The 14,213-nt window shown below is 73.0% G+C and carries 14 protein-coding genes; 13 read left to right on the forward strand and 1 reads right to left on the reverse strand.

Annotated features, from left to right (window positions below; genetic code table 11):
- Nucleotides 1–115 precede the first annotated feature (115 nt).
- Complete coding sequence (locus tag SD460_RS32040) at nucleotides 116–883, forward strand: AfsR/SARP family transcriptional regulator (RefSeq protein WP_290062361.1); 768 nt, start codon at nucleotides 116–118, stop codon at nucleotides 881–883.
- A 24-nt stretch (nucleotides 884–907) separates the two neighbouring features.
- Here the strand turns inward: SD460_RS32040 and fabG are convergent, their stop codons facing one another.
- The gene (gene fabG, locus SD460_RS32045) at nucleotides 908–1,693 is read right to left on the reverse strand and encodes a 3-oxoacyl-ACP reductase FabG (protein WP_290062362.1); all 786 of its coding nucleotides are present in this window, start codon (nucleotides 1,691–1,693) and stop codon (nucleotides 908–910) included.
- A gap of 151 nt (nucleotides 1,694–1,844) precedes the next feature.
- Between fabG and SD460_RS32050 the strand changes: the two genes are divergently transcribed.
- The 12 genes from SD460_RS32050 to SD460_RS32105 all read left to right on the forward strand — a co-directional run bounded on the left by SD460_RS32050 (nucleotide 1,845) and on the right by SD460_RS32105 (nucleotide 14,196).
- Entirely contained in the window at nucleotides 1,845–2,873 is a 1,029-nt protein-coding gene (locus tag SD460_RS32050) for a methyltransferase (RefSeq protein WP_318307161.1), read from the forward strand.
- Nucleotides 2,874–2,985: 112 nt separating this feature from the next.
- The gene (gene asnB / locus SD460_RS32055) at nucleotides 2,986–4,821 is read left to right on the forward strand and encodes an asparagine synthase (glutamine-hydrolyzing) (RefSeq protein WP_318307162.1); all 1,836 of its coding nucleotides are present in this window, start codon (nucleotides 2,986–2,988) and stop codon (nucleotides 4,819–4,821) included.
- A 68-nt stretch (nucleotides 4,822–4,889) separates the two neighbouring features.
- A complete protein-coding gene (locus SD460_RS32060; RefSeq protein WP_290062365.1) occupies nucleotides 4,890–6,155 on the forward strand; it encodes a beta-ketoacyl-[acyl-carrier-protein] synthase family protein in 1,266 nt (421 codons plus the stop codon).
- Entirely contained in the window at nucleotides 6,152–7,354 is a 1,203-nt protein-coding gene (locus SD460_RS32065) for a ketosynthase chain-length factor (protein ID WP_318307163.1), read from the forward strand. Before SD460_RS32060 ends, SD460_RS32065 begins: the two co-directional genes overlap by 4 nt.
- A 286-nt stretch (nucleotides 7,355–7,640) precedes the next feature.
- Nucleotides 7,641–8,705, forward strand: coding sequence for a methyltransferase (locus SD460_RS32070; protein WP_290050832.1), 1,065 nt, complete (start codon nucleotides 7,641–7,643; stop codon nucleotides 8,703–8,705).
- 23 nt (nucleotides 8,706–8,728) lie between these two features.
- Nucleotides 8,729–9,763 carry a methyltransferase gene (locus SD460_RS32075; protein ID WP_290050833.1) on the forward strand — a complete coding sequence of 345 codons (1,035 nt, stop codon included), beginning with the start codon at nucleotides 8,729–8,731 and terminating at the stop codon, nucleotides 9,761–9,763.
- Nucleotides 9,764–9,785: 22 nt separating this feature from the next.
- Entirely contained in the window at nucleotides 9,786–10,058 is a 273-nt protein-coding gene (locus SD460_RS32080; RefSeq protein ID WP_290050834.1) for an acyl carrier protein, read from the forward strand.
- Complete coding sequence (locus SD460_RS32085) at nucleotides 10,055–10,972, forward strand: aromatase/cyclase (RefSeq protein ID WP_318307164.1); 918 nt, start codon at nucleotides 10,055–10,057, stop codon at nucleotides 10,970–10,972. The genes SD460_RS32080 and SD460_RS32085 overlap by 4 nt, the downstream gene beginning before the upstream one ends.
- A complete protein-coding gene (locus SD460_RS32090; protein ID WP_290050840.1) occupies nucleotides 10,969–11,892 on the forward strand; it encodes an MBL fold metallo-hydrolase in 924 nt (307 codons plus the stop codon). The genes SD460_RS32085 and SD460_RS32090 overlap by 4 nt, the downstream gene beginning before the upstream one ends.
- Nucleotides 11,889–12,344 (forward strand): nuclear transport factor 2 family protein, encoded by a 456-nt coding sequence (locus SD460_RS32095; RefSeq protein ID WP_318307165.1) that lies wholly within the window; start codon nucleotides 11,889–11,891, stop codon nucleotides 12,342–12,344. The genes SD460_RS32090 and SD460_RS32095 overlap by 4 nt, the downstream gene beginning before the upstream one ends.
- Nucleotides 12,345–12,358: 14 nt before the next feature.
- Entirely contained in the window at nucleotides 12,359–12,805 is a 447-nt protein-coding gene (locus SD460_RS32100; protein ID WP_318307166.1) for a nuclear transport factor 2 family protein, read from the forward strand.
- On the forward strand, nucleotides 12,802–14,196 hold the full coding sequence (locus SD460_RS32105; protein ID WP_290050846.1) for an FAD-binding oxidoreductase: 1,395 nt from the start codon (nucleotides 12,802–12,804) through the stop codon (nucleotides 14,194–14,196). The genes SD460_RS32100 and SD460_RS32105 overlap by 4 nt, the downstream gene beginning before the upstream one ends.
- Nucleotides 14,197–14,213 lie beyond the last annotated feature (17 nt).

Here is a 14,213-nt window from a genome sequence, read left to right on the forward strand (position 1 = left end):
TCGTTCCTAGCCTCGTCCGGCGAAGGGGAGCCCGGCCGGGACGAGCCGTCCGCCGGGTGGGTGCAACCGAGGACAAGGGGGATGGGCCGTGCTCGACATTCGTGTGCTGGGACCGATGACCGTGACGGGGCGCTCCGGCGCCGCCGCGCCGACGGCGCGCAAGCCGCGGCAGGTGCTCGCGCTGCTGGTGCTGGGGGAGGGGGAAGTCCTGTCCGTCGACTCGATCGTGCGGGAGCTCTGGGACGGGCAGCCGCCGAAGAGCGTTCTGACCACGGTCCAGACCTACGTGATGCTGATCCGGCGGCTGCTGTCCGCGGGTCTCGGGATGACCGGCGCCGAGGTCGCCCGGCGCGCGCTGATCACCCGGAACAGCGGCTACCTGCTGACGCTGCCGGACGCCGGTGTCGACCTGCGCGCGTACCGCTCGCTGGAACGCGAAGGCATGCGCGCGTTCGAGAGGAGGGACGACGAACGGGCGGTGCGCCTCTTCGACGACGCGCTCGGGCTGTGGCGCGGCCGCGCTTTCGCCGACGTCGAACTGGGCGGCGTGCTGGGGCCCGAGGTCGCCGGGCTCGAGCAGTCGCGCCTGACGCTGAAGGAGTGCCGCATCGAGGCGGAGCTGCGGCGGGGCCGGCACCGCGAGATGTTGAGCGAGCTCACCGTGCTCACCGCGCAGAACAGCTACAACGAGAACCTCCACGCGCTGTACATGCTGGCCCTGCACCGGTCCGGGCACCGGGGCCGGGCCCTGCAGACCTACCACGACCTCCGGGCCCAGATGATCGGCGAACTGGGGGTCGAGCCCTCGCGCCGGGTGCAGCAGCTGCACCAGGCGGTGCTGACCGGTGCCGCGGCGGCGGAACCGCCGGCGCCGGCGGGCTGAGCCGGCGCCGGGCGGTCGCGGGGGTCAGTAGTTCCCGAGGCCCCCGCACACGTTCAGCGCTTGCGCGGTCACCACGGCCGCTTCGTCGCCGGCCAGGTAGTCCACCATGGCGGCGACCTCGGCCGGGGTGCCGTAGCGGCCCAGCGGGATCTTGGCGTTGAACTTGGCCAGTACGTCCTCTTCGGACACTTCCCAGATGTTCGCGTAGGTGGCCCGCACCCGTTCGGCCATCGGCGTCTCGACGTAGCCGGGGCAGACGGCGTTGACCGTGATGCCCGTCTTGGCCAGTTCGAGCCCCAGCGCCTTGGTGAAGCCGACGACGCCGTGCTTCGAAGCGGAGTAGGGCGCGCCGAGGACGACGCCCTGCTTGCCGCCGGTCGACGCGATGTTGATGACGCGCCCGCGACCGAGGCCGAGCATGCCGCCGTCGGTGAGAACGCGTTTGGTCACCGAGAAAACGCTGTTGAGGTTGACGTTCACGACGTCGAGCCACAGCTCGTCCGGCAGGTTCGCGGTCACCCCGCCGCCGCTGCGCCCCGCGTTGTTCACCAGCACCGAGATCGGGCCGAACCGGGTCCGCGCCGCTTCGACCAGCCGGTCGACCTGGGCGGCGTCGGTCACGTCGCAGACCGCGCCGTCGGCCGCGTGGCCGTCGGCCCGCATGCTCTTCACCGTCGCTTCGACGGCCGCTCCGTCCCGGCCGCAGACGAAGACCCGATGCCCGCTCCTGGCCAGGCGCTCCGCCGTGGCCCGTCCGATACCGCTCGTGGCGCCGGTGATCAGCGAAACCCGGCCGTGTTCCTTCGGCATGAATCCTCCCTGTGTGGTCGCCCGCCCATGGTGATCCAGGCTTCTCGAACCGGCACCGGATCGTTCTCGAACCCTTTTCGCGCGCGTCTCGAAATCGCCCGGTTGACGAAAATTCCACGATTCCTGTAGCGCGCGGGTGCCCACTGGGGCGATGACGATTCAGGAAGAGGACATTCCCGGCCACGACGCGGTCATCGGGGTGCGTGAGCTCGCGCTGGGGGCGGCGGGCGCGTCGGCACTGCGGGCCGCGGCGCGGATCGGGGTCGCCGAAGCGCTGGGTTCGCGGCCCCGGACGGCCGCGGACCTGGCCGGCGAACTCGGGGTGGACCCGGAGGTGCTGGGGCGCGTGCTGCGCGCGCTCGAACAGTACGGCGTCTTCGCCCGGACGCCGGAGGGGTACGTGCACACGCCGTCGTCGCGGCTGCTGCGGGAGGACGATCCGCGCAGCCTCAAGTTCTACGTGCAGTGGGTGACCGAGCCGTGGACGTGGGAGCTCTGGCCGCACCTCGACGCGGCGACCCGCGCCGGGCGGGGCGGGTTCGACGAGCGGTACGGCGCGGACTTCTTCACCCACCTGCACCGCACGTGGCCGGAGTCCGCGACCGTGTTCGACCGCGCCCAGACCGAGCTGAGCAGGCTGGCGGCCGACGCGGTCGCGGACGCGCTCGACCTGCGCGGGGTGGGCACGCTCGCCGACGTCGCCGGCGGCCGCGGGTACACCCTGGCGACCCTGCTGGAGCGGAACCCCCAGCTGCACGGGACGCTGCTCGACCTGCCGCCCGTCGTGGCCGAGGCCGACGGACGGCTGCGCGACGGCGGGCCGCTCGCGTCGCGGGCCCGGCTGGTCGGCGGCGACTGCCTCGAGGAGATCCCGGTCGAGGCGGACGTGTACCTGTTCAAGAACATCCTCGAATGGGCCGACGAGAAGTCGGTGGCCGCGTTGCGCAACGCGGCGCGGGCGGGCCGCGGCGACAGTCGGTTCCTCGTCATCACCAACCTCATCGACGGCAGCCCGGAGATCCGGTTCACCACCGGGACCGACCTGCTTTTCCTGCTCAACTCCGACGGCCGGAAGCACACGAAGGAAACCATCACGAAGGTGGTGCGGGACGCGGGTCTCCGGGTGGTCGGCATGCGGCCGGTGAATTCCTACCTGCACCTCTTGGAAGCGGCGCCGTGACGGTCCGCTCGACGATTTCTCCAGCTGCGCCCGTGGTCCGGTTTTAAGGCGATTCGAGCAGACCCCAATAGGTTCACTTCGCGAGGACGCGGAGATTGCGGAGGGAAAAACGATGTGCGGTATCACTGGCTGGGTCTCGTTCGGCCGGGACCTGAGCGGGCAGGCGTCCGTGCTGGACGCCATGACCGCGACGATGGCCTGCCGGGGCCCGGACGCGTCGGGCACGTGGCTCACCGCGCACGCCGCGCTGGGCCACCGCCGGCTCGCGGTGATCGACCTGCCCGGCGGGGTGCAGCCGATGGTCGCGGAGACCGCGGACGGCCCGGTCACGCTGGTCTACTCCGGCGAAACCTACAACTTCACCGAACTGCGCGACGAGCTGCGCCGGCGCGGCGCGGTGTTCCGTACGGACTCCGACACCGAGGTGGTCCTGCGCGGCTACCTGGAATGGGGCGAGGCGGTCGTCGACCACCTCAACGGCATGTACGGCTTCGCGATCTGGGACGGCCGCACCGGGAAGCTGGTGATGGTCCGGGACCGGATGGGGATCAAGCCCTTCTACTACTACCCGACCGAAGACGGCGTGCTGTTCGGCTCCGAGCCGAAGGCCGTGCTGGCCCACCCGCTCGCCGACCACGTGGTCGGCATCGACGGCCTGCGCGAGATCCTCACCTTCGCGAAGACGCCCGGCCGCGCGATCTGGGAGGGCCTGCGCGAGCTGCCGCCCGGGCACCTCGCCGTGCTCGACCGCGGCGGGCTGCGCGAAAAGCGGTACTGGCAGCTGGAGGCCGGCGAGCACCGGGACGACGAGCAGGCCACCGTCGCGCACGTGCGCGAGCTGCTCGACGACATCATCCGGCGGCAGCTGGTCGCCGACGTGCCGCGGTGCACCCTGCTGTCCGGCGGGCTCGACTCGTCCGTCATGACCGCGCTGGCCGCCCGCGAACTCGGGCGCCAGGGCGAAGCCGTGCACAGCTTCTCGGTCGACTTCGCCGCCCAGGCCGAGAACCTCCGGGCGAACGAGATCTCGCCGACGCACGACGCGCCGTACGTGCACGCGCTCGCGGAGCACGTCGGCGCCGAGCACCGGGACATCGTCCTGGACGGTGCCGCGCTGTCGGATCCCGCGGTGCGGGTCGCGTCGGTGGGTGCCCGGGACTTCCCCGGCGCGTTCGGCGACCGCGACAACTCGCTTTACCTGCTGTTCAAGGCGATCCGGGAGCAGTCGACGGTGGCGTTGTCGGGCGAATCCGCGGACGAGGTGTTCGGCGGCTACCCGTGGCTGCACAACGAAGCCGCCCGCACCACCGAAGGCTTTCCCTGGCTGGGCAACCGGAACTCCCCGCTGCGGGCCACCGGCCTGCTCGACGCGGGGCTCGTCCGCGAGCTCGACCTGGACGCCTACGTGGCGGACCAGTACCGCAGCGCGCTGGCCGCGGTGCCCCGCACCGGCGCGGAAACCGGGCTGGAGCGGCGGATGCGCGAGCTGTGCCACCTCGCGCTGACCCGCGTGCTGCCGATCATGCTGGACCGCAAGGACCGGATTTCGATGGCCGTGGGCCTCGAGGTGCGGGTGCCCTTCTGCGACCACCGGCTGGCGCAGTACGTGTTCACCACGCCGTGGTCGCTGAAGACCTACGACGGCCGGGAGAAGAGCATCCTGCGGGGCGCCGCCCGCGACGTGCTGCCGGACGTGGTCGCCGACCGGAAGAAGAGCGGCTACCCGGGCAGCTTCGACCCGGGCTACCTGAGCGCCGTCCAGGCCCAGGTGCGGGACCGCGTCGAAGGCGATCACCCCGTCCTCGGCCTGCACGACCGCGCCGCGGTGCTGGCGGCCGCCGAGGTGCCCGCCGGCGCGATCACCCCCGCGCAGCGCTTCGGGCTCGAGCGGTTCCTGGACTTCGCCACCTGGCTGGACATCCGCGGCCCGCGGATCAAGCTCCCGTGAGCGCCGCCGAGCGTTCCCCGGTGCGGGCCCGGTCCGGCCGCCGCACCGGACCGAGAAAGGAGAAGACCGTGGACCGGAGTGTGGTGATCACCGGCATGGACGTGCTCGCGCCGGGCGGCGCGGGCCGGAAGGAGTTCTGGGACCTGCTCGTCTCCGGCCGCACGGCCACCCGGCGGATCTCCTTCTTCGACCCGAGCCCGTTCCGCTCGCGCGTGGCGGGCGAGTGCGACTTCGACCCGGCCGCCGCCGGCCTGCGGCCGCGGGAGATCCGGCGGCTCGACCGGGCCGCGCAGTTCGCCGTCACGTGCGCCGGGGAGGCGCTCGCCGACAGCGGCCTCGACCCGGGCGCGCTGGACCCCGGCCGGATCGGGGTGAGCCTCGGCAGCGCCGTGGGGGCGACCACGAGCATCGAGCGGGAGTACGTCGTGCTCTCCGACAGCGGCCGTGAGTGGCTGGTCGACGAACGGCACCTGTCCCCGCACATGTACGACTACATGGTGCCCAGCGCCGCCGCCGCCGAGGTCGCCTGGCGGGCCGGCGCCGAAGGGCCGGTCGCCATGGTCGCCACCGGGTGCACGGCCGGGCTGGACGCGATCGGCCGCGGGTACGAGCTGATCATGGACGGGGTCGCGGACGTCGTGCTCGCGGGCGGCACCGACGCCCCGATCTCCCCGATCGCCGTCGCGTGCTTCGACGCGATCAAGGCGACCACGCCGCGGGAGGACGACCCGGAGCACGCGTCCCGGCCGTTCGACCGCACCCGCGACGGGTTCGTCCTCGCCGAGGGCGCCGCGGTGCTGGTGCTGGAGGAGGCCGGGCACGCCCGGGCACGCGGCGCGCACGTCTACGCCGAGGTCGCCGCCCACGCCACCCGCTGCAACGCCTACCACATGACCGGACTGCGCCGGGACGGCCGCGAGATGGCCGAAGCGATCGGGCAGGCGCTCGCCCAGGCGCGGTGCGCGCCGGAGTCGGTCGACTACGTCAACGCGCACGGCTCTGGTACTCGCCAAAACGACCGCCACGAAACGGCCGCGGTCAAGCTCGCGCTGGGCGAGCACGCGTACCGCGTCCCGGTCAGCTCCATCAAGTCCATGGTCGGGCATTCGCTCGGCGCCATCGGCTCGATCGAGGTGGCCGCGTGCGCGCTGGCCGTCGAGAACGACGTGGTCCCGCCGACGGCGAACCTGCACGAGCCGGACCCCGAGTGCGACCTGGACTACGTGCCCCTCGAAGCGCGGGAGACCCGGGTGGACACCGCGCTTTCGGTGGGCAGCGGGTTCGGCGGGTTCCAGAGCGCGGTGGTGGTGCGCGCGTGGCGGGGGGACCGATGAGCGTCTCCGCGGTCGTGACCGGCATCGGCGTGATGGCCGGTGACGGCGAAGGTGCCGAGGCGCACTGGAAAGCCGTGCTCGACGGCCGGTCCTGGATCCAGCCGCTGCGGCGGTACGACGCGTCGCGCTACAGCGCGCGCCTGGCCGGCCAGATCGCGGGGTTCGAGGCCGCGGCGGTCCTGCCGAGCCGGCTCGTGCCGCAGACGGACCGGGTGACCCGGCTCGCGCTCGTCGCGGCCGACGAGGCACTGGCCGACGCCGGAGCCGCCCACCGCGGCTACGACGACTTCGAAACCGGGGTCGTGACGTCGAACGCGTCCGGTGGCTGGGAGTTCACGCACACCGAGATGAACAAGCTGTGGCGGCAGAGCCCCGACCGGGTCAGCGTGTACGAGGCCTTCGCCTGGTTCTACGCGGCCAACACCGGCCAGATCTCCATCCGCCACGGCCTGCGGGGCGCGGGTGGCGTGCTCGTCGCCGACCAGGCGGGCGGCCTGGACGCGATCGGCCAGGCCCGGCGCAGCCTGCGCCAGGGGGCCCGGCTCGTGGTGACCGGCGGCCTCGACTCCTCGCTCGATCCGTGGGGCTGGCTTTCCCACGTGTCCGGCGGCGAAGTGAGCACCGCCGAGGACCCGGCCGCGGCGTACCTGCCGTTCGACGCCGCGGCCCGCGGCAGCGTGCCGGGCGAGGGCGGCGCGCTCCTGGTGCTGGAGCGCGGCGACGCCGGCCGGGCCGCGCACCAGTACGGCCTCGTGGCCGGGTACGCGGCGACGTTCGACCCGCCGCCGGGCAGCGGCCGACCCGGCACCCTGGCGCGCGCCTTGCGCCTCGCGCTCGCCGACGCCGGAGTTACGCCGGCACAGGTCGACGTCGTGTTCGCCGACGGCGCGGGCATCCCGGCGCGGGACCGGGAGGAGGCACGGGTCCTCGCCGAAGTCTTCGGCCCGGGCGGCGTCCCGGTCACCGTGCCCAAGGCCGGGGTGGGCCGGCTGCTGGCCGGCGCCGGCCCGCTCGACGTGGTCACCGCGCTGCTGGCCGTGCGGGACGGCGTGATCCCGCCGACGCCCCACGTCCGCACGGTCCCCGGCGACTACGGCATCGACCTGGTGCGCGCACCGCGGCGCGCCGAACTCGACGTCGCCGTCGTGCTCGCCCGCGGCCGCGGCGGCTTCAACTCCGCACTGGTGATCACCCGGTGAGCCCGGGCGCCGAACCCGACCCGAACGAAAGCAGGCTGGCCATGGCGGCGAGACGGTCTGCCGAGCCGGGTCCGGTCACAGACCGAATCGGTGCGCCGGTTGGTCAAAGTTCTCGCCACCGAACGAAATCTCGTCCCCCGCGCGCAGCGGGCTCGCCGGGACAACAGCCACTGCCGCTGTTGCCGATCACCACGCGGTGGTGGTGTTCCTTGCCGATGTCCGCGCCGACACCGTCCACCGATCCGCCGAATGACCAGTTCGGACCCACAAAGAAGGTAGGACCACCATGACCGAGCAGACGGCGAGCAAACCGGCCGTGAGCACGATGAAGGAGCTGCACGGCGACTCCGCGTTCAGCGACATGATCTGGCTGCTCAGCGGCTTGCCCATCGCCTACATGCTCCAGACGGTCGCGGAGCTGGGCATCGCCGACGAGCTGGTGGCGGAGCCCCTGCCGGTGGAGGAGCTGGCGGAGCGCACCGGCAGCGACGCGGACGCCCTCTACCGGGTGCTCCGGGGCGTCGCGACGAAGGGCGTCTTCACCGAGGTCGCCCACCGCACCTTCGGCCTGACGCCGCTGGGGGACATCCTCCGCTCCGACGTGCCGAACTCGCTGCGTGATGCCTTCCGCATGCACGGGCAGCAGTGCATGCGCGACACCTACGCGGAGACGGCGTACTCGGTGCGCACCGGGAAGCCGGCTTTCGAGCACGTCAACGGCGCACCGCTGTTCCCGTACTTCGCGCAGCGGCCGGACCTCAAAGACCTCTTCGCCAGTTTCACCGGGACGGCGGCCCTGCGCATGCAGCTCGCCGCCGCGGAGACCTGCGACCTGACCGGCGTGCACCGGCTGGTCGACGTCGGCGAGCTGCACGGCAGACTGCTCGCGACGCTGCTGGTCCGCTACCCGCACCTCGAGGCCGTCTACGCCGACCAGCCGTTCGCCGTGCCCGGTGCGGAGCAGGCGTTTCGGGAGGCCGGGGTGGCCGGGCGGGTGGAGGTGGTCGCCGGGGACTACCTCCGGTCGATCCCCCCGGACGGCGATGTCTACCTGCTGCCGCAGCTGCTCCACCGGCTGAGCGACACCGACGCGGTCACCGTGCTCGCCGGCATCGCCCGGGTGATGTCGCCGGCCGGGAAGGTCCTGGTGATCGATCCCGTGCTGCCCGAAGGCGATCTGCCGCACCTGGCGAAGGTCCTGGACTGCACCCAGCTGCTGCTCGGGCCGATCCGGGACCGGACCGAGGCGGAGTTCCGCGAGCTCTTCGAGGAGGCGGGACTGCGGCTGGCGGGCATCAGCGGCCGCGCCCTGCCCTCGAGCGTGCTCGTCGCCCTTCCCCGGCCGCGATGACGACGAAACGAGGAGGGACGGTCATGTCCGAGTCCACTGTGGACGACAAGCGCGACGAAGCACTGCTGAACCGGATGATGGACTTCCACGGCGGGCTGCGGATGGGGTTCCTCCTGTCCGCGGTGGCCGAGCTCGGGGTCGCCGACCGGCTGGCGGACGGCCCGCTCCCGGTGGCCGAACTGGCCGCGCGGACCGGAAGTGACGCGGACGCCCTCTACCGGGTGCTGCGTGCGATGGCGAGCAAGGGCGTCTTCACCGAGGTTTCGAGCCGCACGTTCGGGCTCACGCCGCTCGCGGAGATCCTCCGGTCGGACGCGCCGAACTCGCTGCGCGACGTCTTCCGGTTGCAGGGCAAGCCGTTCATGCGCAACGCGTACGCGGAGATCGGCCTCTCGATCCGCACCGGCCTGCCCGCCTTCGACCAGGTGAACGGCACGGACCTGTTCAGCTACCTCGCCGAGCGGCCGGAGATGAACGAACTGTTCAGCCGGGCGATGGGCAACGCCGCCGGCCACTCGCAGCGGGCGGCCATCCAGGCGTACGACCTGACCGGCGCCCGCAAGCTGGTCGACGTGGGTGGCGCGCACGGGCACCTGCTGGCCGCCGTCCTGACCCGGTACCCGGACCTGGCGGGCGTGGTGTTCGACCAGCCGCACGTGGTGCCCGGCGCGGAGCGCGTGCTCCGCGACGCGGGGGTCTTCGACCGCGCCGAGCTGGCCGGGGGCGACTACCTGCGCGAGGTGCCCGGCGGCGGGGACGTCTACACGATTTCCCACGTGCTGCACCAGCTCGGCGACGCGGAGGCGGGCACGCTGCTCGCGAACGTCCGCCGGGTGCTGCCCGAGGACGGCCGGGTCGTGGTGATCGACCCGGTCATCCCGGACGGCGACGTGCCGCACCCGGGGAAGTTCATGGACATCACGATGCTCGCGCTGAGCCGCGGCCGGGACCGCACCGAGGCGGAGTTCGCGGAGATCTTCGAGAAGGCGGGGCTGCGGCTGACCGAGACGATCGGCCTCGCCGCGTCGTCGAGCGTCGTCGTGGCCGTCGCCGCCTGACGACCCGGAAGCTGGGAGAACCATGAGTGACCGCATGACGTTCGACGACTTGCGCTCGATCCTCGTCGAGGCCGCGGGTTCGGCGGGCGAGGCGCCGCTGGGGCCGGAGGCCGTGGACGCCGACCTGTACGAACTCGGCTACGACTCGCTGGCGCTGATGGAGACGTCCGCGTACATCAGGGCCCGGTTCCGGGTGGACATCCCCGAAGCGGAGCTGGCCGAGCTGCGCACCCTGCGCCAGATCCTGAACTGCGTGAACGCGCTGGTCCTCGCCGGGGAGGGGAGTCCGAGATGACGTCGCCGGAGCTCCACACGCGGCACGAGACGATCGTCGAAGCGGACGCCCCGGCGGTCTACGACTTGATCACCGACGTGGTGTCGTGGCCGGTGATCTTCGGCCCCACGGTGCACACCCGGGTGCTGGAGCGATCGCCACAAGGCGACCGGTTCGAGATCCGGGCGCTGATGCCGGACGGGGTGGTGCGGGCCTGGCGCTCGCACCGCGAGTTCGACGCGGCCCGCCGGGTCACGTTCGCGCAGGACCACGACGACCCGGCGTTCGGGCGGATGGCCGGCGGGTGGACCTTCGTCCCGCTGCCCGGCGAGCGGACGAAGGTGGTGCTGGAGCACGACTTCACGCCGCCGTCGGACCACGACCGCGACGCGGTCCTCGCGCGGCTGGACCACAATTCGACGGCGGAACTGGCGGCTCTGCGCGCGGTCGCCGTCCTGCCCGGCGGGGTGGGCCGGTGGCTGCTGACCTTCACCGAGTCGCTCGCGCTGGCGGGGCCGGTGTCCGCCGCGCGCGAGTTCGTCTGGGCCGCGGATCGCTGGCCGGAGCGGCTTCCCCACGTCGACGGCCTCGACCTGACCGGACTCGGGGCGGACACCCAGTCGCTGATCATGCGGACGCGTGCGGCCGACGGGTCGGTCCACACCACGCGCTCGCTCCGGGTGCTGCTGCCCGGTGGATCCATCGCCTACAAGCAGAACCAGCCGCCGCGGGGACTGCTCGGCCACTGCGGCCGCTGGGACTTCCCGGCTGACGGGACGTCGATCCGCTCCACGCACACGTTCCTGGTGGACCCGGCCGCGGCCGGCGCACCGGAGGCGGCGCTGAACCGGTTCCGCGCCGCGCTGGCGGCGAACAGCCGGACCACGATGGAGCACGCCGCCCGCTTCGCCGCGTCGATCGGCGCGGTGCGATGAGCACGCCGCTGCGGGCGCCGCTGGGCACGCTGCGGGAGGTGGCGGACGGCGTCCACGCTTTCCTGCAGCCACCGGGCGGCTGGTGCCTGAGCAACGCCGGGGTGATCACCGGGCCCGACGGGCTTCTCGTCGTGGACACCGCCGCGACGAGACGGCGTGCCGAGGCGCTGCGCGCGGCGGCCGAAGGGCTCGGCCGTGGCCCGGTGCGGGCCGTGGTCAACACCCACAGCCACGGTGACCACGTCTTCGGGAACTGCGCCTTCGACGCCCCGGTCATCGCCCACGAGCTGGCCGGGCCGGAGATGGCCGCCGCCGGTCTGGGGCTGCGCGAGCTCTGGCCGGACGTCGAGTGGGGCGAGCTGGCCCTGCGGCTGCCGACGGTGACCTTTTCGCGGAGCATGACGCTGTCGCTCGGGGGACGGGTCGTCGAACTCCACCACGTCGGTCCCGCGCACACCACCCACGACGTCGTCGTGTGGGTGCCGGACGCGCGCGTGCTCTTCGCCGGCGACGTGGTGCTCCCGGGCTGCACGCCGTTCTGCTTGACGGGTTCGGTCCGCGGGTCGCTGCCGGCGCTCGACCGGCTCCGCGGCTTCGGCGCGGAGACCGTCGTCGGCGGGCACGGCCGGATCTGCGGCCCCGAGGTGTTCGACCGGACGGAGAGTTACCTGCGCCGGATCCTCGCGCTGGCCGAGGAAGGACTCGCCGAGGGACGCACGCCGCTGCAGCTCGCGCGGCGGCACGGGCCGGGCGAGTTCGGCGGGCTGCTCGACCCGGAGCGGCTCGTCGGCAACCTCCACCGGGCCTGCCACGAGCTCGCGCACCCGGAAGCGCCGCTCGGCGCGGCCTTGGACGTCTTGGCGGTGTTCGGCGAGATGGCCGAATACAACGGCGGGCTCGTGCCGGAGTGCCTGGCATGACGGACGCGCTGCCCCTCGCGACCCACTACGAGCTCAGGCGGTTCTACGCGGACCAGCTCGAGGCCCGCGACCGCGGGGGGACCGAAGAATGGCTGGCCGTCTTCGACGACGACGCGACGATGACGACCAAGGTGCTCGGCCGCGATTCGCCGGTGCGGAAAGCGGAGTTCGCCGCCGAGGTGCGCGCGCTGGACGCGTCCTTCCACGAACGGGAAGTCCAGCGACGGCACTGCGTGCACGGGTTCGCGTTCAGCGCCCGTGACGGCGTGGTCGAAGCCCGCTTCTACGCGCTCTTCCTGGTCGTCGACGCCGCGAGCGGTGCGCGGCTGCAGTCGGCGGCGATGATCCACGACCGGCTGCGGCGCCACGGCGGCACCTGGCGGGTGCTGTCCCGCGTGATCGAACGCGACGACCTCGGCCGGTTGCGCCCCGGCCCGCCGTCGCCCGGATGAGGGAGGAACCCACCATGCAGCAGCAAACCGTCCCGGCCGCCGTCTCGGCCGAGATCTGCGCCCGGATCGACCAGTTCTACGCCGCGCAGATGCAGATGCTCGACGAAGGGAACGTCGGCGGCTGGGTGGCGACCTTCGCCGTCGACGGGGTGTTCGAGTCCAACGGCCTGCCGGAGCCGAGCCGGGGCCGGGCGGCGCTGACGGCGCTGGCCGCCGCGGCGGTGGCCCGGCTCGACGCCCAGGGCGCGATCCGGCGGCACTTCGTCTTCAACGTCATCGTCGAACCGCAGGACGGCGACGTCCTGCGCACGACGTGCTACGTCCCGGTCTTCGACACCGTCGGCGGCGTGACGACCCTGACCACGAGCACCGTCATGCGCGACGAGCTCACCGTGTCCGGTGCGGAGCTGCTCGTCCGGCACCGCACCGTCACGCGCGACGACCTCCTGGTGCGGTCGTGACCACCGCGCGGATCCGGCGGCTCGCGCTGCGCCGGGGGGACGACGGTTTCGAGGCAGCCCGCACCGGCGTGCAACGCGCCTACCTGCACCGGCCTTCGGTGGCGGTGCGCGCGACCGGCGTGGCCGACGTGCGGGCCGCGGTCCGCCACGCCGCCGAGCACGGCCACGCGGTCGCGGTGCAGGCGACCGGGCACGGGCTCACCGTGCCGCTCGAGGACGGGGTGCTGATCGACACCTCGCGGATGACCGGCGTCCGGGTCGACCCGGTGGCCCGGACCGCCCGCGTGGCGGCGGGCACCCGCTGGGCGGAGGTGATCGAAGCCGCGGCCACGCACGGCTTGGCCCCGTTGTCCGGTTCCTCGCCCGACATCGGGGTGGTCGGCTACACCCTCGGCGGCGGGCTCGGGCTGTTCGGCCGCGAGTTCGGCTTCGCGGCCGACCACGTCCGCCGGCTGGAGGTCGTCACCGCGGACGGCGAGCTCGTGACCGCGGAACCCGGCTCCGACCTGTTCTGGGCGCTGCGGGGTGGCGGCGGGAACTTCGGCGTGGTGACCTCGCTGGAGTTCGGGCTGTTCCCGGTCGGCCGGTTCTACGGCGGCGGCCTGTACTTCGACACCGACCGGGTGCCGGCGGTGCTTTCGGCGTACCGGGAGTGGACGGCGACGGTGCCGGACCGGATGTCGTCCAGCATCGGGATCGTCCCGCTGCCGGACGTGCCCGCCGTGCCGGCGCCCCTGCGCGGACGCCACGTGGCGCACGTCCGCATCGCCTACCCGGGCCCGGTCGCCGAGGGAGCGGAACTGGTGGCACCGCTGCGAGCCGTGGGGCCGCGGCTGGTGGACACGGTCGGGGAGATGCCCTACACGGCCTCGGGGACGATCCACAACGAGCCGAAGCAGCCCCGGAACTTCTACTGCGCCAACGTGCTGCTGAAGGACTTCGACGCGTCGATCCCGGACGCCGTACTGGACCTGGTCGGGCCCGGCCGCGGGGTCTTCGCCGTCGTGCAGGTCAACCACCTGGGCGGCGCGCTGGCCCGCACCCCGCGCGAGCCGAACGCGGTGGGGCACCGGGACGCCGCCTGCCTCCTGCGGGTGGTCACCCTTCCCCAGGGCCCGGACCGGGAAGCAGCTTACGAAACGGCGCGCGCGGTGACCCGGGTCGCGGCACCGTGGACGGTCGGCCGGTCGGCCGGCTTCGTCCAGGGCGAACGGCAGACCTCGGAACTGGCGCGGGAGTGCTGGGAGCCGGAGACCTTCGCCCGGTTGTCGGCGCTGAAGGCCGTCCACGATCCGGGCAACGTCTTCCGGTGCACCGTGAACATCCCGCCCGCGGGACGGGCGACGGGCTCGCTCTGGTGGCGTTTCCGGCCCGGCGCCCCGATCGCGTAGGCGAGTGCCCGGGGCAG

Origin of the sequence: Amycolatopsis solani, assembly GCF_033441515.1 — a bacterium.
Taxonomy (GTDB): domain Bacteria; phylum Actinomycetota; class Actinomycetes; order Mycobacteriales; family Pseudonocardiaceae; genus Amycolatopsis; species Amycolatopsis solani.